Source organism: Pseudomonas azerbaijanoccidentalis, from assembly GCF_019145495.1.
GTDB classification, from domain to species: domain Bacteria; phylum Pseudomonadota; class Gammaproteobacteria; order Pseudomonadales; family Pseudomonadaceae; genus Aquipseudomonas; species Aquipseudomonas azerbaijanoccidentalis.
The window spans coordinates 864,397-882,168 of the sequence record NZ_JAHSTU010000002.1 but is presented as its reverse complement, the minus strand read 5'-3'; the positions used below and the strand labels follow the sequence as shown (position 1 = coordinate 882,168).

The 17,772-nt window shown below is 59.2% G+C and carries 13 protein-coding genes; 8 read left to right on the top strand and 5 right to left on the bottom strand.

Annotated elements, in window-relative coordinates:
• Positions 1-239 precede the first annotated feature (239 nt).
• Positions 240-911 (top strand): lipopolysaccharide core heptose(II)-phosphate phosphatase PmrG, encoded by a 672-nt coding sequence (gene pmrG, locus KVG88_RS10550; protein WP_150705261.1) that lies wholly within the window; start codon positions 240-242, stop codon positions 909-911.
• Positions 908-1,750, top strand: coding sequence for a phosphatase PAP2 family protein (locus KVG88_RS10545; RefSeq protein WP_217871295.1), 843 nt, complete (start codon positions 908-910; stop codon positions 1,748-1,750). Before pmrG ends, KVG88_RS10545 begins: the two co-directional genes overlap by 4 nt.
• 22 nt (positions 1,751-1,772) lie before the next feature.
• On the opposite strand, the gene rimJ is transcribed toward KVG88_RS10545, so the two are convergent.
• The 5 genes from rimJ to KVG88_RS10520 form a co-directional block, all read right to left on the bottom strand.
• The gene (gene rimJ, locus KVG88_RS10540) at positions 1,773-2,360 is read right to left on the bottom strand and encodes a ribosomal protein S5-alanine N-acetyltransferase (protein ID WP_217871294.1); all 588 of its coding nucleotides are present in this window, start codon (positions 2,358-2,360) and stop codon (positions 1,773-1,775) included.
• A 205-nt stretch (positions 2,361-2,565) separates the two neighbouring features.
• The gene (locus KVG88_RS10535) at positions 2,566-4,905 is read right to left on the bottom strand and encodes a TonB-dependent siderophore receptor (protein WP_217871325.1); all 2,340 of its coding nucleotides are present in this window, start codon (positions 4,903-4,905) and stop codon (positions 2,566-2,568) included.
• Positions 4,906-5,079: 174 nt separating this feature from the next.
• Positions 5,080-6,054, bottom strand: coding sequence for a FecR domain-containing protein (locus tag KVG88_RS10530; RefSeq protein ID WP_367616836.1), 975 nt, complete (start codon positions 6,052-6,054; stop codon positions 5,080-5,082).
• Positions 6,051-6,572, bottom strand: coding sequence for a sigma-70 family RNA polymerase sigma factor (locus KVG88_RS10525; protein ID WP_217871293.1), 522 nt, complete (start codon positions 6,570-6,572; stop codon positions 6,051-6,053). Before KVG88_RS10525 ends, KVG88_RS10530 begins: the two co-directional genes overlap by 4 nt.
• A gap of 165 nt (positions 6,573-6,737) precedes the next feature.
• Positions 6,738-8,144 carry a DUF2252 domain-containing protein gene (locus tag KVG88_RS10520; protein WP_217871292.1) on the bottom strand — a complete coding sequence of 469 codons (1,407 nt, stop codon included), beginning with the start codon at positions 8,142-8,144 and terminating at the stop codon, positions 6,738-6,740.
• Positions 8,145-8,369: 225 nt separating this feature from the next.
• Here KVG88_RS10520 and KVG88_RS10515 point away from each other — a divergent pair, with 225 nt between their 5' ends.
• The 6 genes from KVG88_RS10515 to KVG88_RS10490 all read left to right on the top strand — a co-directional run bounded on the left by KVG88_RS10515 (position 8,370) and on the right by KVG88_RS10490 (position 17,767).
• Positions 8,370-8,621, top strand: coding sequence for a helix-turn-helix transcriptional regulator (locus KVG88_RS10515; protein WP_217871291.1), 252 nt, complete (start codon positions 8,370-8,372; stop codon positions 8,619-8,621).
• Positions 8,618-9,817: a type II toxin-antitoxin system HipA family toxin gene (locus KVG88_RS10510; RefSeq protein WP_217871290.1), complete on the top strand. Its 1,200-nt coding sequence runs from the start codon at positions 8,618-8,620 to the stop codon at positions 9,815-9,817. The genes KVG88_RS10515 and KVG88_RS10510 overlap by 4 nt, the downstream gene beginning before the upstream one ends.
• 206 nt (positions 9,818-10,023) lie before the next feature.
• Positions 10,024-10,197 carry a hypothetical protein gene (locus KVG88_RS10505; RefSeq protein ID WP_217871289.1) on the top strand — a complete coding sequence of 58 codons (174 nt, stop codon included), beginning with the start codon at positions 10,024-10,026 and terminating at the stop codon, positions 10,195-10,197.
• A 160-nt stretch (positions 10,198-10,357) separates the two neighbouring features.
• A complete protein-coding gene (locus KVG88_RS10500; protein ID WP_217871288.1) occupies positions 10,358-11,290 on the top strand; it encodes an NAD-dependent epimerase/dehydratase family protein in 933 nt (310 codons plus the stop codon).
• A 62-nt stretch (positions 11,291-11,352) separates the two neighbouring features.
• Entirely contained in the window at positions 11,353-14,166 is a 2,814-nt protein-coding gene (locus KVG88_RS10495; RefSeq protein ID WP_217871287.1) for a bifunctional glycoside hydrolase/polysaccharide deacetylase family protein, read from the top strand.
• Positions 14,144-17,767, top strand: a complete 3,624-nt coding sequence (locus KVG88_RS10490; protein ID WP_217871286.1) for a tetratricopeptide repeat protein — start codon at positions 14,144-14,146, stop codon at positions 17,765-17,767. Before KVG88_RS10495 ends, KVG88_RS10490 begins: the two co-directional genes overlap by 23 nt.
• Positions 17,768-17,772: the final 5 nt, after the last annotated feature.

The window sequence follows — 17,772 nt, the reverse complement described above, 5'->3', positions numbered from 1 at the left end:
AAAATTCCTCCAGGAACGTGTGCTTCTTGATCGTCGGTTGGCTGGAAGATTGTTGTTTTTGGGGGCCAGCATGCGGTGTAGACGGTCTGTATCGGCAGCAATCGCGAGAGCTGAAAGGATTTTGTCGGCGGGGTTGTGTAACAAGGTTTTTTTCACATGCGTTTCACTGGCTACCGACGTCGGCCTCTTTACCCTCGTGGCATTGAATCAAAGGTTGCATGCCGGTGAGGCGGCTTGATGTGGAATTGAGACTGAGTCTGTTCGGTGTAAGCCGCTCGATCGATCTGAGCCGTTTTGCCCGTTATCGCAATGCGGCGGTGGTACTGGCCTCGGCGCTGTTGGTGGTCCCGCTCACGGTGTTTCTGTTGCGGCCAGCCGGCGTGCCGGACCTGGCCCACGGCAATGTCGCGGGTGCCCGCGCCATGCTGTCGGAATGGGCCAAGGGCGACGTGATTGTGCTGGTGCGCCACGTCGAGCGCTGTGATCACTCCCGTGCCGCTTGCCTGGTCGGCCACGATGGCATCACCGACCGTTCGCGCAGCGTAGCGGTGGCCGTCGGTGCTCGATTCGAACAACTGGGGCTCGACCATGCCGATATTTACAACAGCCCGGTGATGCGTACGGCGCAAACGGCCGGGTACATGTTCAACAAGGTCGGCAGCGGTGACGACTGGCTGGTCAATTGCAAGGGCACGATGTTGCGTGATGCGCTGGCGCACAAGGTCGCCGGGCGCAACCTGATTCTGGTGACCCACAGCGAATGCATGGGGCAATTGGAAAAAGACCTCAAGCTGTCGAACTCGACACCGGGCTATGGCGCAGCGATGTTCATCACGGCGGCGCAGGAGCAAGCGCCGCGCATGCTCGGCCTGATCGAAGCTTCGGACTGGCGATCGGTGAGGATCCTATGAATTCACGCTCGCGTGTTGACTTTTATGCGGTCAATTTCGGCATCCCGTTGGCCTGTGCGGTGGTGGTGTTCCTGATGTTCGATCTGACCAGAATCGACATCGCCTTCAACAATCTTTTTTTTGACCCGGTGACGCAAACGTTCCCGCTGGACCATGTGCACCTGTTCGAGAAGATCACGCACAAATGGGCCAGGATCATTCCGAACTGGACCGGCGAGATCGCAATCCTTGGCGCTTTGCTGTCGTTTCTCTGGCCACGCCTGAAGGCGGAAAAACATCCGAAAATCATCGCGTTTCTGGAGCGAATCAAAGTGGCACCCGTGCTGCGGTTCGCCAGCAAGCATCGGCGGGATTTTCTCTACGTGGTGTTCGCGTTTTCCATCAGCACTGGGGTGATCCACTACCTCAAGGGCCACACCAGCGTGTACTGCCCGATTGAAACGACCCAGTACGGCGGCAAGATCGAACATAAGGAATGGTACGAAAACTTTGATTTGCTGAAGGTCGCCGGTGACGGCCGTTGCTGGCCGGGTGGGCATGCGTCGGGTGGTTTCACCATGTTGGCGCTGTACTTCGTGGCGCGGCGTTATCGCTGGCGTTATTCCAAGGCCGTCCTTTACGGCTCGCTGGCGCTGGGATTCGTCTACGGCACTACGCGGGTGCTGCAGGGTTGGCACTACATGTCCCACACGTTCTGGGCCGGCATCGTCGTCTGGCTGGCATGCTTGCTGACAGCGCTGGCGTTTTATGGACGGACGCGGCTGGAGACGCCGGTGATTCAGGCGAGGTCTTTATCGACTGAGCCGACGCCATCGCGAGCAGGCTCGCTCCTACAGTAGGGCGCCCCGGCACACAGATGAATCAACCCAGGCTGCGCGACCATTGCCGGTCCGGGTCTTCCCACACCGTGCTGACCCGCGCCGTCAGCACGTGATCCTGCCATCGTCCATCGATGTTCAGATACGCCTTGGCATAGCCTTCACGTGCAAATCCCAGACGCTCCAGCAACCGCGCACTGCGTTCGTTGCCGGGGATGTAGTTGGCCATGATCCGGTGAAGGTTCAGCGTTTCGAACATGTAGCGAATGCCCGCGTCCACGGCTTCGTGCATCAGGCCTTGGCCTTGATGGCCATGGTCGATGTGATAGCCCAGATAACAGGACTGGAACGCCCCGCGAACGATACCGCTGAAATTGCACGCGCCGATCATCTGGCCGCTGTCGCGATCGAGCACAGCGAAGTGCACCGCATAGCCCTCTTCAAACGCCATGGCTTGCTGCGCGAGGCGTGAGCGGATTTTTTCCGGTGTGTAGTAATCGTCTGCACGGATCGGTGACCACGGCGCGAGGTGTGCCTGGTTTCGCAGGTAGAAGTCGCCTTCCAGCGAAGCCTGGCTCGGACTGAGGACGGCCAGGTTCAGGCGTTTGCAGGGTAGGGTGAAGATCGTCATTCGGCGCTCCGGATCAGGTTGCGAATGACGAGCAATCTACAGGCAAAAAAAAGCCCGCGGGAGGGCGGGCAAACCGTAGTTTCTTGAATGAGCGAGGCAAATGTACAGGTTGGCGCGCGGCGGTGGGGTGAAGAAAAGTTCATCTGCCTGCCGATGGGCGGCGCAAGCCAGAAGCGCTGCGTGCACCCAGCGAATCCACCGGATATCAGAAGTTGTACTTGAAACTTGTCATCACATTGCGCGGGGCGCCGTAGACACCGTACAGGCCGGACTGGCTGTAATACTCGCGGTCGAATACGTTGTTCAGATTCACCGACGCACTGAGGTTGTGGCTGATGTCATAGCGCGCCAACAGGTTGGCGACCGCGTAGCTGCCCTGGCTGAAGGTGTGCAGGTCGGCGCCCACTTTGCTCTGCCAGTTCACGCCGCCACCCAGGGTGATTTTGTCCAGCGGCCCATGCAGGCGATAGGTGCTGAAGGTCTTCACGCTATTGCGCGGCAGGTTGGTGCTGATGCGCTGGTCGTCGGCATCGGTGGTGACCGAGTACGCATACCCGGCAGACGCCTGCCAGCCTTCGGCCAGTTCGCCGTTCAGCTCCATTTCGATGCCTTTGGAGGTGGTGTCCTGTTCGGCGCTGTAGACGTTGTCGTGTTGCCAGATCGCCAGGTTGTCCTGCTCCAGTTTGAACAGCGCCAGGCTGGAGTTGAGCTTGCCGTCCAGGTGTGTGCCCTTGATGCCGATCTCGTAGCCTTTGCCTTCCATCGGGTCGAGGGGTTTGTTGTCTTCGTCGGTGACCCACGAGGCTTGCGGGTTGAAGATCTTGGTGTAGCTGGCGTACACCGACCAGGTGTCGTTCAGGTCATAGACCACACCGGCGTAGGGAATGAACACACCGTTTTCTTCACGATTGACCTCGGTTTCCTCGCCGCCGTAAGGGCGGTCCGAAGTGTCGCGCTTCCAGTTGATCACGCGGCTGCCGAGGATCAGGCTCAGGTCATCCATGACGCTGAAACGCGAGGTCAGGTAAGCGGCGTACTGGTCTTCGTCGATCGACGATTTGCCGCTCTCGGTGAAGGCCGGTTTGGCAGAGTTGCCGTCCCAGTTGTAGAGGTTGTCGATGGCACCTGCCGGGGACCCGGCGTAGTCGTAACGCCAGCCACCCCAGCCCGGTACGTTCTCCTTGTACTTGGACAAGGTCATGCCGGTGATCAGTTCGTGCTCGCGGCCGAACAGGCCGAACGGGCCGGTGACGTATAGGTCGAGGTTGTCCTGGCGCGGCGTGCCGGAGAAGCGCACCGGCAATTGCGAAAGACCGCTGCCATCCTTGTTGAGATCGCCCATGGCGAAGTTGAACAGCTCGTCGAATTTGTTTTCGGCGTGGGTCAGTTCAATCTTGCCGCTCCAGCCATTGCCCAATTGCTGCTCGATGGAGGTGAAGAAACTGGTCTGCTCGTGATCGTTATACGACCAGTCCGGTGCTGCGTTGATCGAGCGTTTGAGGTTGGTGCGTTCGCCGGTACTGAAACGCGTGGGCAGGCCGGAGCGCAACGGCGAGTCGACGTCGGTGCGTTGATAGCTGAAACCCATGGTCAACAACGTGTCTTCGGTCAGATCGAACTCGGTGATGCCGTAGATCAATTGCGATTGCAGGTTGTAGCGGTCGATCCAGGCTTTTTCGGTTTTGTAGTCGGCGACGAATCGTCCGCGAACGTTGCCCGTTTCGGTCAGCGGCCCGGACACGTCGAACCCCGTGCCGTAGCGATCCCAATTGCCGGCCTCGCCCGTGATGCTGGCCTGCGCTTCGGCGGTCGGGCGTTTGCGGATCAGGTTGATGGTCGCGCTCGGGTTGCCCATGCCGCTGATCAAGCCGGTGGCGCCGCGTACCACTTCGATGCGGTCGTACATCGCCATGCTTTGCGCATAGTTGTCCAGGCGGGTATTGGTGGGAACGCCATCGATTTCATAGTTCTGGATCGCAAAGCCGCGCGACCAGTAGGCGTCGGTCTCGGACCCCAGGCCATCGCGCACGACCGTGATGCCGGGCGTGGCTTCCATGGCATCGGTGAGGTTGGTCAGGCGCTGGTCGTCCAGACGCTGGCGAGTCATGACGGTCAGCGATTGCGGGGTTTCCCGCGGGGTGAGGTTCAGGCGCGTCGAGCTACTGGACGAGTAGGTGGTGTAAAGGCCGGTGCCTTCGGTAATCGAACCCGGCGCCTTACCGGAAATCGACACCGCGCCCAGCTGCAATGCATCGCCGACACTGGCGTGCAGCGAGTAGTTGCCATTGTCACCTTGGCTGCTCTCCAGCCCGGTGCCGGCAAGCAGGATCGCCAGGCCATGATCCGTTGCGTAACGCCCCTTGAGCCCCGACGTCGTACGCCCGTCGGTCAGTGACGTGGAGTAGGAAAGCAGGATGTGCGCGGTCTGGCCAAAACGGGCCAGTGCCGGTGCGAGCGGTCCGGCGGGAATGTCGAAGTCCTGCTGCGTTTGTTCGGCGGCGACTGCCCAGTTCGGCAGCATCAGCATCGGAGCGGTTGCCGTCATGCAGGCGATGCCTTGAACCACTGCGCCAGCCAGGTTTTGCTTGAGTGAAAAATGCCAGCCCTGGCGTTTGCGTGCGGTGAAGTCCACGAGTTGTTCCCCATTGAATTGAGTGTCTGGGGTTTAAGTCTCGCGAGAATCGAAAACGGACCACCCAAGCGCAAAATAATTTGAGCATCAGGCCATTCGGGGTTTCAGCGTGACCCAGTAGCGGGTGAACTGCTGAACGTCGAGCTGCAGGGTGTCGGCGACGGCGAAGAGGATTCGTTCGGTATCGGCCAGGGGGAACGTACCGGACACGCGAACATCGGCGATCGTCGGGTCGCAAGCCAGATGCCCACGCCGGTAGCGGCTCAAGTCATCGAGGAAATCCGCCAGCCGTTGGCCTTGGGCAACGAGCATGCCTTGTGTCCAGGCCGGTGCAGCCAACGCCACGGTTTGCCGCAGCATCAAGCCCTGGTCGTTGAAGCTGACCTGCTCGCCAGCCTTCAGCACAACCGGCTCACGGCGTTGCAGCGAGGGGCTGAGCAGCAGCGTGCCCTGATAAACGCTCACTTGCGTGAACCCCACACGTTGCCTGACGCTGAACTGCGCCAGTGCGGCCTCTAGGCGACCGTCGGCGGTATCAATCGACAGCAGACGGCCATCGGCACTGTGGTCGCGGGTGATCAGTATTTCGCCACGCAGCAGTTTGATCCGCCGGCTTTCGCGCTCGAAGACGACGTTGATGACGCTGTCGGTGTTGAGTTGAACCTGCGTGTCATCGGCCAGCGCGATACGCCGTTGTTCGCCGATCCGGCTGTGGTAATCGGCGGTCATGTCTTGCACCAGCGCAGTATCTTTCAGAGTCCAGGCACCGGCACCGGCCGCCAGCAAAACACTGAGTTGCTTGATGACCGCGCGCCGCGACAGCGTCGGTCGCAACGTTGCCTGTGCGAGCGCACGTTGGCTTGGGCTGCGGATGTCACTCATGCGTTGGGCGAACGCTTCGGCCCGTTGCCAGGCGCGCTCGTGCAAAGGATGCGCTTGACGCCAGTTCATCCAGGCCGCCAGCGTCGCTTCGCTGATGTCGTGCTCCTGTAGCTCCAGATGCCAATGCATGGCCTGCTCAGCGATGTCGCCCGAGATCGATGGCCTGTCGTTGCCGTTCACAGTGAGTCCAGACTTTCATCAAGCATGATGCACATCGCGCCGGCCTTGATGATGTAGCGCTTGACCGTGGTGATGGACACGTTGAGACGCTCGGCGATTTCCCCGTGGCCCAGGCCATCGACCTGAGACCAGAGAAATGCCTCGCGCACCGGACGCTCCAGGCTTTCCAGAGCGGCATCGAGGGCGATCAGGGTTTCCAGCAGAATTGCCTGGGTTTCCAGGCTCGGCGCTACCTGCTCAGGCATCGCGGCGAGCGCCTCAAGGTAGGCGCGTTCAAGTTTTTGCCGACGGTAGTGATTGGATAAAACGCTCTGCGCCACTTTTGCCAGGAAAGTGCGCGGGGCGTGAAGCTCCGGGACCTGATCCTTGGTCAGCAGACGCATGAACGTGTCCTGAGCCAGGTCCGCCGCGCTTTGCGAACAGTTCAGCCGGCGCCTTAGCCAGTTCTGTAGCCAGCTGTGCTGTTGGCGGTAAAGCATGGCCACGTCGCAGAAGCTGGTTTGGGAGGATGGGAGCATTGTGGGAAGGCGCCGAATGAGTAAATATCACAAATGATAATACTTATCATATAGATCGGCTGGGCGTGGCTGCAAGAAGAGTGTGCGGTGATTTGCATGCAATGCGTCGACTCTGCCGACGGACGAGGGCCGGCAGAGTCAGGAGTCATGTGTTGCCAACGGCTATCAAGGCAAATGATCCGCCGCAAAATCGGCTTCCGAACGCGCCCGCAAACGGCCCTTGCGGCAAGCCAGTTGGAAGCGCTCGAAGTCGCGTTCGTTCTGCTCGGTGTAGCCTTGGGCATATTTGTAGAGCGCATCGGCCAGTGCGTCACCTTTGCCGATGTAGCCGCTGATCTGTGCGGCGTATCCGGAAGATTTAGCGTGGGCACGGGCGAGGGCGCGACCACAGAGCCGACCGTAGGCGGCGAATGCTTCGCCATCAAAGGTTTCGAGTTCGGCCGACACTTTCATGTCGCGCAACTGGCGTACGTAAAAGTGACGACCGCTGGGGCCGGTGGTCCAGCCGAGGAACAGATCGCTGGCCGATTGCATCAAGCGTTGCCCGTCGACCACGCGCTGGCCTTCATGCCGTGCCCGTGACTTGGCCTTCACATACCCGGCGAGAACGGAGCGGCGTGCTTCCTTGAATTGCAGGAACAGCGGGAATTCCTGTTTGTCGGTCAGCAGCGCCACCAGGCAGCGGGTGCCGACACTGCCAACACCCACCACTTTGAATGCTAGGTCTTGCACGTTGAAGCGCGACAGCAATTCGCGACGGTCGGCTTGCAGTGTTGCGCGGTAGTCGCGCATGAACGTGTCGAACAACGGTCGCCAGTCCGATAGACGCAGCCAGTCATCGTCAGCGTCCAGCAAAGTGGTGTTGTTGTGCAGATGGAAAATTTCCGGCAAGTCATCGCGAATGATCAGGCGACCGTGCTTGTCACGTTCGCTGATTTTCGGCAGCAGTTCGGCATGGGTACGACGCTCGGCTTTTTCGATTGCGCGTTGCACATGCTCCAAGGTGCTTTTACTGGCCTGCGCGCGCAAATCGTCGTAGGTGATGGACTCGTACCAGGTCTCCAGCGTGCTTTGTTCGGCGCATTCGAGCATGGTCTCCTGATAGGCGCCCACCAATTGATGGCAGACCGTTTCCTCCACCGAACTGCCATGGCGCAGATCACGGGCGGCGACCAGGAAACTTGCCACCAGCCGTTTCATATCCCACTCCCAGGGGCCGGGATGGACCTCGTCGAAGTCGTTGACGCTGAACAGCAGATTGCGTTCGGGCGTGGCAAAGCCGCCGAAGTTCATCAGGTGGCAATCACCACAGACCGGCGACACCAGCCCCATGTTCGGCGTGCCAGCCAGGTCATGCGCCTGCAGCAGCGCGTTGCCACGGTAAAAGGTGAACGGCGACACCAGCATGCGGCCATAACGCAACTCGACCAGCGACTTGACACGCCCCTCACTCGACGCCTTGATCAGCGGAATCGGGTCGCGGTTGGTTTTACCTAGTGCCGCGTGGGAACTGCGGGGACACTTCTTGCGCGCATCGCGGCCTTGTTTGAGGCGATCTTTGAGGGAGGTCATGGGGGCTCGTTCGGCGGGTGGAGAGGGGCGTTTGCCGATTGAGTGTAGAAGGGCTTTTGACCTCGATAAGACGAGTTTGTACAGCGATCAATCCGCACTTCAGGCGAGTACGATTTTGTCTGGATAAGGCAGCGTAAATGCTATGCGTCGAAAACTCGCGGCGCCATCGTGATTAATATGTTATGTATGCGAAACATTGATTGAACGATGTAACGGTAACAGAACATGGATCATTCACTGCTGATTGCCCGACTTGGAAAACAAATACGCGATAAGCGTATAAATCGCGGCCTTACGCAAGCGCAGCTTGCCGAGCTTGCGGGACTGACTCGACAGAAAATCATTGCGGTAGAGCAAGGCAAGCAATCGGTGGCCATGGTTGCCTACGCGCGCGTCCTGGGCGCGCTGGATTGTGAGTTGGCGGTTATTCCAGCGGCGATGCCAACCCTTGAAGAGCTTGGGGAGCTGTTCGAATGAAAATGACTTCTCTTGCAGTCACTACACCCGAAGGGCGCAGTGGCAGGATCCTCACCAGCGCTGACGATTACATTTTTCGTTACCACGAAAAGGCGTTGCCCGGTATGGCTATCAGCCTGTCGATGCCGGTGCGGGCTGACGAATTTCGCCGACGCGATCTGCACCCTGTTTTTCAGATGAACCTGCCAGAAGGCTATGTGCTGGAGCAACTGCGAAATCGCCTGGCTAAAACGGTCAACGTCGATCCCATGTTATTGCTGGCGCTTTCCGGTAGCAGCTCACCGATTGGTCGGGTTCATGTGCGCTCCGAGGCGGTCGACGCCTTGTTGCGGGAGCAGCAGTTTCCGGGAGAAAAACTCGAAGAGATTCTGACCTGGGACGGCACGGAAGATATCTTTGCCGGACTTCTCGACCGCTATATCCTGCGGGCCGGTATTTCAGGTGTTCAACCCAAGGTGTTGGTACCAGAGCAGCAAGCAGCTGACTTGCCACGGGTGACATCGAAGACCTCGGAGTTGATCATTAAAAGTGGTCGTGACGAGTTTCCGGGGCTGGCGATCAATGAGTTCCTTTGCATGTCGGCTGCCCAGGAAGCCGGGCTGCCTGTCCCGCAGTTTTACCTGTCTGATAATGCGAAGCTGTTTGTCATGCGGCGCTTTGATCGCGACGAGCAGCTCAACCCTATTGGCTTTGAAGATATGGCCTCTCTGATGGGACTTTCCGCGTATCAGAAGTACAGCAAAAGCTATGCGGCAATGGCCAAGGCCATCCGCTTGTTCTGCCCGGCGAAGCACCTGCGCTCCTCCCTTGAACAACTATTCGATAGCGTTACCCTGAGCTGCATCGTCGGAAATGGCGATGCGCATTTGAAGAATTTCGGGTTGCTCTATTCGGAGCCGACACAACGCGATGCGCGCCTCGCGCCGACTTACGACATTGTTAACACCACCGCGTACATTCCAGACGATGTGCTGGCTCTGGATCTGGCCGGCAACAAGTCGATGTTTGCCTCACGGCAAGGTTTGCTGGAATTTGCGCAAAGCTGTGATATTGAAAAGCCGAGAGACCGTATTCAGAAGATGCTTGCTGCAGTTGAAGTGGTGATTGCACGTTATCCCCAACATCGTGAGCAGGCGCCTCATGTCGTCAGTGCCATTGAACAGGCCGCAGCACCTTTTGCGCAGACGTTCGGCTAGTTATCGACGTGTGCGTGGAGAGTCAGCCATTTTTATGAGTATCCGAAACGTAACCGTATTTGATAAAAAATACGGTCGGCTGCAATCATGCTGTTTGTCGTCCGCCGCAGGGTGTCAGCCAAGTTGTCGCTGGAAAGGCGTTTTAGTTTCATCATGGCGTTCTACAGTGGCTACGCTGGGTAGCGTTTCGGTGAATCGCTGATCCCATGGATGAACCGCTGAGGCGGGACGAAGCTGGGTTGTACGTCAATGATCAGCAGGCTTGGCGCATGTTTCGGCTCAGAATGGATCCGATTATCGTCGTCAATAAAATGACGATTGGTGCAGGTGAATTGCCGTACGGCGGCAAAATAGACAACCTATTGACAGTATCAGTTTGATCTCCCATTATCGGCCGCGTTTTGATGGCTTTGCGCCATAAAAATGTCGGTGGTGACTGGGCAGTTTCCCATGGTTCGCAACCGCAACACGATGACAAAGCCCACACCGTCAGCGGACTTCGAGTATCGGTATCCGCTTGAATATTCAGGAAGAAATTTCATGTTCGTTGAGCGCGTATTGGTCACTGGCGGGGCGGGATTCATTGGGTCGCACCTGGTAGAAGCGTTGCTGGCCAAGGGTTATAAAGTCCGCGTGCTGGATAACCTGTCCACCGGCAAAGTCAGCAATTTGCCCATGGATAACGCCAATCTGAATCTGGTCATTGGCGATGTCGCCGACAGTGCTGTCGTGGCCCAGGCCATGCGCGATTGCAGTGCCGTCGTTCATTTGGCGGCAGTGGCTTCGGTGCAAGCGTCGGTGGATGATCCGGTCGGTACGCATCAAAGCAACTTCGTCGGCACTCTCAACGTCTGTGAAAACATGTTGAAGGCCGGGATCAAGCGCGTCGTGTTCGCCTCCAGCGCGGCCATCTACGGCAACAATGGCGAAGGTTCGGCCATCGACGAAGACACGCCAAAATCGCCGCTCACACCGTATGCCAGCGACAAGTTGTCCAGTGAGCACTACCTGGATTTCTATCGTCGTGAGCACGATCTTGAGCCGGTGATCCTGCGCTTCTTCAATATCTTCGGCCCACGCCAGGATCCGTCTTCGCCGTACTCCGGTGTGATCAGCATTTTCACCGAGCGAGCGCTGAAACAGCAGCCCGTGTCGATTTTCGGTGACGGCGAGCAAACCCGCGACTTCGTCTATGTGCTGGACCTGGTGAGCATTTTGCTCCAGGCCGTGGAGACCCGCGAGCCGCGTGCCGGGGCAGTGAACATCGGCCTCAGCCGCTCCACCAGCCTCAATGATCTGATCGCTGAACTGGGGACCGCCACCGGCAATCCCTTGACGGTGAATCATCAAGCGCCACGTCAGGGCGACATTCGCCATTCGCGCGCCAACAATGCCCGCTTGCTTGAGCGCTTCAAACTTCCGGAACCGACTTCAATCGGCAACGGTTTAGCGCAACTCATCCGCAGTTTGTAACTCGGTCTGCTTTACTGTCCGACGCACAAGCAGTACTGATCAAGTCATTTCAAGAGTGAGTTATGGAAATCGTTTTTCGCAGGACGCGTGTCCGCTCGGTCGCCAAGCGACTGCTCGCCGCTCTGGCGTTGTGTGTGAGTGGACCCGCCGTGCAAGCCGCGGCATTGACACCTCCCTCCAGCGTGACTTTTTGGTATGCCGATGAGCCGCCAATCTCTGAACTGGCCCAGTTTGACTGGGCGGTTGTAGAGCCTGGACATCTCACCAACGGCGACGTCAAAACCCTGCGCAAGTTGGGCAGCCAGCCGTTCGCTTACCTGTCGGTTGGCGAGTTCAGCGGCAACAAGGCGGCCATCACCAAGGCAGGTCTGGCCAAGGCTGTCAGCCCGGTGCGCAACGGCGCCTGGGACAGCCAGGTCATGGACCTTTCCTCGCCCGCGTGGCGTGAACATTTGCTGGGACAGGCCAAAGCGTTTCAGGCGCAAGGCTATGCCGGCCTGTTCCTCGACACCCTCGACAGCTTCCAGTTGTTGCCGCAAGGCGAGCGCGAAAAACAGCGCCTGGCTCTGGCCAGTTTCCTGCGTGAGCTGCACAAGACCCAGCCGAACCTGAAGCTGTTTTTCAACCGTGGTTTTGAAGTGCTGCCAGAGCTTGATGGCGTGGCCGCCGCCGTGGCTGTGGAATCCATCCACGCCGGTTGGGATGCTTCCGCCAAGCGTTATCGCCCGGTGCCGGAAGCCGATCGCCAGTGGCTGGAAACCCAGATGCAACCCCTGCGCGCCAAAGGCATCCCGCTGGTAGCCATCGACTACTTGCCGCCGGAGCGCCGCGATGAAGCGCGCAAACTGGCCAAGCGTCTGCGCGAAGAAGGGTTCATTCCATACATCGGTACTCCGGATCTGGACTCGATGGGCATTAGCAGCATCGAGGTCCAGCCACGTCGAATCGCGCTGGTCTACGACCCACGCGAAGGCGATGTGATCCGCAACGCCGGGCACACGTTGCTGGGTGGTTTGCTTGAATACCTGGGCTATCGGGTTGATTACCTGCCTGCTGATGAGACATTGCCCGACCACCGTTTCAGCGGTTTGTACGCCGGCGTCCTGACCTGGATGACCAGCGGCCCGCCGCAGGACGCTCCAGCGTTCAACCGTTGGTTGGGCAAGCGCCTGGACGAGCAGGTGCCGCTGGTGTTCTTTGCCGGTCTGCCGGTGGAAGACAAGTTGCTGCTCAAGCGTCTGGGTCTGAGTCGCGGCGCACCGCCAGCCACTCAAGCACTGACCATCACTTATCAGGACAAGGCGCTGCTCGGGGCGTTCGAAGCACCGGTGCAGCCCCGATCCCGTGACCTGACCGCTGTATCTGTCCTGCCGGACGGGCCAAAGCCTGCGTTGCTTCTAACTGGCGAAGGTGGTCAAACGTTTGCTCCGGTGGTCGTCGGCAACTGGGGTGGTCTGGCCCTCGCACCGTACATTCTCGAAACCAACAACGAGCGCAGCCGCTGGATTCTCGACCCGTTCGCGTTCCTCCAGGCCAGCCTGCGCCTGCCGGTACAACCGCGTCCGGACACCACCACGGAAAACGGTCGCCGCATCGCCACGGTGCACATCGATGGCGACGGTTTTCCGTCCCGCGCGGAAGTGCGCGGCACGCCCTATGCGGGCAAGCAGGTGCTCGACGATTTCATTCGGCCCAATCCGTTCCTGACCTCGGTATCGATCGTCGAAGGTGAAATTTCCCCGCGCGGGATGTTTCCGTTTCTGGCCCGCGAGCTGGAGCCCATCGCTCGCGAGTTGTTCGCCAACCCGAAAGTCGAAGTGGCCACGCATACTTTCAGTCACCCGTTTTTCATGCAGCCTGAAGTGGCGCAGAAACGTGAAGGCTTCAACGCGGAATACGGTCTGAAAATGGCTATTCCCAACTACGACAAACTGGATTTCCGTCGTGAGGTTTTCGGCTCGCGTGACTACATCAATTCGCAGCTGACCACTCCGGAAAAACCGGTGAAGCTGATCTTCTGGCCGGGCGACGCCTTGCCATCGGCGGCGACGATCAAACTGGCCTACGACGCCGGCCTGAAAAACGTCAACGGCGCCGAAACCATGCTGACCAAGGCCAACCCGTCGCTGACCGGATTGAACCCGTTGCTGCGACCTACCGCCGGTGGCCTGCAATACTACGCGCCGATCATCAACGAGAACCTCTACACCAACCTCTGGAAAGGTCCGTATTACGGTTTCCGCGACGTGATCGACACTTTCGAGCTGACCGACAGCCCGCGCCGTCTGCGTGGCCTGCACCTGTATTACCACTTCTATTCGAGCACCAAGCAGGCCTCGATCAAGGCCATGAACGAGATCTACGGCTACATGCGCGACCAGCAGCCGATGTCGTTGTGGATGAGCGACTATCTCGATCGTCTGCACGGTCTGTATCAGGCCAGCCTGGCGCGTACTGCCGACGGCGACTGGCAGATCCGCGGCATGGATGCATTACGCACCGTGCGCCTCGACCCGCAGATGGGTTGGCCGGACTTGCTGCGTTCGCAGGGGATTGCCGGTGTGCGTGATTTGAAGCAGGGGCGTTACGTGCACTTGAGCAGTGACCGCGCCTTGCTGGTCTTGCGCCCGGATCGCGACCCGCGCCCGGCGCTGGAAGAAGCCAATTTGCCGTTGCTGGAATGGCGTTACCTGGATGACCAGCGCGTGAATTTTTCCTTTGCAGGTCAAGTCGACCTGACTTTCTCGGTGCGCTCGGCGAGCGCTTGCCGGGTTGAAGTCGATGGACAGCGTTTTGCAGGCAAGGCATCTGCCGGTCTGTGGATTTTTCAATTACCAATGAAGCAGGTGAGTAATGGTCAGCTCCTCTGCAACTAAAAGCAGCCGTCTGCTCAACCCTTGGGCATTGGCGGTGGTGGCGGTTGCTGTGGGAGGTCTGCTGTGGGCGACCTTCCAGCGTGAAGAAGTGTTCCAGCCCGATGGCCGCGAGCCGGATGCAGTGTCGGCCAACTATGCCGAATTGTTGCTGACCGCCCACCCGGAAGACGATCACCTGCGGCTGCAATTGGTTGACCTGTTGATTCGCCTCGGTGATTACACCAAGGCGCGTCAGCACTTGGAAAACTGGCCCAAGCCGAACGTGCAATTGCAAGCCTATTACCGGCTTGAGCTGGATGCGCTGGAAGCGGCCAAGAACAGCGACCTGATCACTCAGCAGGCGTTGGTCGAGCGTCTGAAAAGCTTTGATCATCGGATGTTGCCGCTGCCGCAATTGCAGAACCTGGCCAAGCTCGCACTGACCTTGCAGGCGCCGGCGTTTGCCGCCAGCGTCTATGAAGAAATTGCTGCCCGTGATCCTCAGCAGCACACCGCAGCGCTCAAGTCTGCTGCGCAGTGGTACCTGGCGGGTGAGAACCCGGCTCGCGCTGCCGAGATTTACCTGGAGCTGAAAAAGGACACCGATCAGGCGGGCGAGCGTCGTGAGTATGCGCAACTGGCATTCAACAGTCTGCTGGCGTCCGGGCAGGGCGATCAGGCGGCGCAAGTGCTCGACGATGAGATCGACTCGCTGATCAATCCGCAAACCGATACGGCGTGGGTGCAGCAGGGCGTCGATGTAGCCATCGCAAGCAAGCGCTTCGACCTGGCGCAACGCTTCCTGCAACAGTGGCGCGTCCTGCAACCCGACAACCCGGAAATCCTCAAGAAGGATTTCAGCATGCGCTTGGCCCTCGGCGATTTGACGGGTGCCTGGGACAGCGGCCAGCAACTGCTCGCTGAACATCCGGAAGACTTGCACCTGCTGGAGCAAATGGCCCAGCTCGGCGAATGGCGCGGTGAAACCGAAGCGGCACTCGGCTACTGGATTCGTCTGTTGAAGCTGCGCGAAACCGCGGAAACCCGTGAGCACGCCTGGCGCCTGGCCAGCCAGCAGTTCGACTTTGATCGCTCGATTCCGTTGCTCGCCGAGATCATGGACCAGCGTGCGCTGACCGATATCGAACTCGATGCGTTGATCTACGGCCACGAATCACGAGGCACGCCGAAACAGGCCGAAGCCTGGCTGCACACGTATTTGCGCAAGTACCCCCAGCATCGCCTGGCGTGGACGCGCCTGCTGCAAAACCTGGAAAACACCGGGCAATACGCTGCCAAGGCCAACGTCTACAAGGACTACTCCAAGCGCTTTGCGCTGACCACCACCGAGCGCGTCGATTGGGTCGACACCTACCTCAAGCTGTTTGATAACAAGTCTGCCTGGCAGGTGTTGCAGGTCGACAACCGCAAGATCGTCGATCCGAACTACTGGCGCTCCCGAGCCGCACTGGCCTGGGACCTGGAACTGGACGATGAACTGCAAGAGTCGCTGGAGAAAATGCTGGCGCTCAAGGGGTCGCTCAACAGCGGCGATGAGAGTCAGTTGATCACCCTGTATCGCACCAGCAATCCGCAGCGTTCCTTGCAGTTGATGGTGGGCAGTTGGCAGCGCACCCATGACCAGCAGCGTTTGGTCGAGGCTTTGCAACAAGCGCAGGAATTGCAGGACTGGAAGCAAGTGGAGTCGCTGCTCAAGGACGCCGAGCAATACCCGAACGCCTATGGGCAAGCTCAGGTATTGGCCGTGCGCGGTGCGGTGGCAGTGCAAAAAGGCCAGACCGACGAAGCGCAGCGTTTGTACAAGGAAGGCCTGGAGCGCTTCCCTGACGACAACTTGTTCCGTGAGCGCTTGATGTGGCTTTACGTCGATCAAGGCAACACGGCTGAACTCAAGCCGTTGCTGACCAAGTGGAAAGCCCAGGCGCGTGAAGACCGGATCTTGTGGCTGCCGTTCGCCAGTGCCAGCCAGATGCTAGGTCGCGACAGCGAGGCCTTGGCCTGGTATCGCATGTACCTCAAGTCCAGTCCTAATGATTGGTTGGTGCAAGCCGCCTACGCCGATGCGCTGGACAGCGCCGGTTATCAAGATGCGGCCCAGCGTTTGCGCCTGAAGTTGTTGCGCAGCCCGGAAGGCGAAAACCTGCAACCGTCGTCCCAGCGCTATGGCACCTGGCTGCGTTTGATGGCGAGCAGCTATTCGCCGAAAAAGGCGCAGCAGGAAGTCTTGAAGTGGAAGGACGGTTCGCCGGCAATGCTGCAACTGTGGTTTGAGCGTTTGCTGGCGCGTCTTGACGCGACCAATCAGGAAACGCAAAAAGACCAATGGCTCGATTGGGCACGCAGTCAGGGTTTGAAGGTCGAGCGTTATGAGCAAATTCAGCAAGCCTTGCGCAGCCGTAACAAAGCGCAGGTCGAAACGCTGTTGGCCAGCAGTGACCTGAACCCGGCGCAGCGTGCCCAGGCGCTCAGCCGTCTGGGACGTTTGAACGAAGCCCTCGACACCAGCCTGACGGCGCTCGGTGATGATCAGCCCGAAGCGGTGCGCGAACAGCTGCGTCGCCAGGCCGTGGAAATCCACGAACGCACGCCGCAAGGTGCGCAATTGTCGTGGCATGAGCAGGACTTCGGCGGCCTTGAGTTCAACGCGCCGCGCCTGGAGATTGCACACAACCTGGGTGACAAGTGGTACGCCGATCTTGAGCTGGAACAGGGCGACTACAGCGGTGACGACATCGAATCATCGCGCATCGGTACGGAGCGCAACGCGGCCCTGACCCTGCAACGTGCAGTGGATAACGGCAGCTACAAACTCTTCGCAGACACCAGCCAGCGCGACGATGACGACCGCAACGGCCTGGGCCTGTCCCGGACCTGGCAGCTGGGCGTCAGCGATGAACTGGAGACCGGTGTTGATTGGCATCGCAAAAACGAAGACAGCGGTTTGATGCGCGCCTTCGGCCAGCAGGACCGTGTGTACCTGGGTGGTCGCCACAGCCTCACGGCCCGCGATCAATTCAGTTGGGAAGTCGCACAGCGGTCGTTTTCCACCCGTGCCGGTGACGATCTGGGCGATGGCCACGCGCTGAAAATGGAGTACAACCACACGCTGGAATTCGCCGGTCCCAATTGGACCGTACGCAGCGGTGTCGATTATCAGAAGAACCGGGTCAAGGACAAAAATCTGGATTACCTGTCCAGCAACTTTGGCGGGCCGGTCACCCGGGCGGCGCCTGTGCAGACGTTCGATCCAGATACCGGTGCGCCCGATCCGATCAATCCATTGGACATCGAGACCGTCACCGCTGACGACTTGCTGCAAAGCCGCTATGGCCAACTGTATTTCGGCAGTTCCTGGCGCCGTGGTTTACCCGGCGCGCTAGTGCGGACCAAGCCGCAATACACCTGGCTGGTGGATTTGACGGCAGGCTGGCAATGGACCGATCAAACCTTTAACTACGGCATCAACACCGGGATCGGCGTTGAGGTGCTGGGTGATGACGAACTGGCCCTGACCTTCGGCTACCAATCCGCGCCACAAGGCGGGGACGGCAAGGCTGGCGGAACACTGGGCGTGAGCTACGGCGTGCGTTTCGGACGCTGATCATG

Bases quoted from the DNA above. Each gene is read 5' to 3' on its own strand.
- KVG88_RS10545 (WP_217871295.1), top strand. From the start codon at position 908: ATGAATTCACGCTCGCGTGTTGACTTTTATGCGGTCAATTTCGGCATC.
- rimJ (WP_217871294.1), bottom strand. From the start codon at position 2,360: ATGACGATCTTCACCCTACCCTGCAAACGCCTGAACCTGGCCGTCCTC.
- KVG88_RS10535 (WP_217871325.1), bottom strand. From the start codon at position 4,905: ATGACGGCAACCGCTCCGATGCTGATGCTGCCGAACTGGGCAGTCGCC.
- KVG88_RS10525 (WP_217871293.1), bottom strand. From the start codon at position 6,572: ATGCTCCCATCCTCCCAAACCAGCTTCTGCGACGTGGCCATGCTTTAC.
- KVG88_RS10520 (WP_217871292.1), bottom strand. From the start codon at position 8,144: ATGACCTCCCTCAAAGATCGCCTCAAACAAGGCCGCGATGCGCGCAAG.
- KVG88_RS10515 (WP_217871291.1), top strand. From the start codon at position 8,370: ATGGATCATTCACTGCTGATTGCCCGACTTGGAAAACAAATACGCGAT.
- KVG88_RS10510 (WP_217871290.1), top strand. From the start codon at position 8,618: ATGAAAATGACTTCTCTTGCAGTCACTACACCCGAAGGGCGCAGTGGC.
- KVG88_RS10505 (WP_217871289.1), top strand. From the start codon at position 10,024: ATGGATGAACCGCTGAGGCGGGACGAAGCTGGGTTGTACGTCAATGAT.
- KVG88_RS10500 (WP_217871288.1), top strand. From the start codon at position 10,358: ATGTTCGTTGAGCGCGTATTGGTCACTGGCGGGGCGGGATTCATTGGG.
- KVG88_RS10495 (WP_217871287.1), top strand. From the start codon at position 11,353: ATGGAAATCGTTTTTCGCAGGACGCGTGTCCGCTCGGTCGCCAAGCGA.
- KVG88_RS10490 (WP_217871286.1), top strand. From the start codon at position 14,144: ATGGTCAGCTCCTCTGCAACTAAAAGCAGCCGTCTGCTCAACCCTTGG.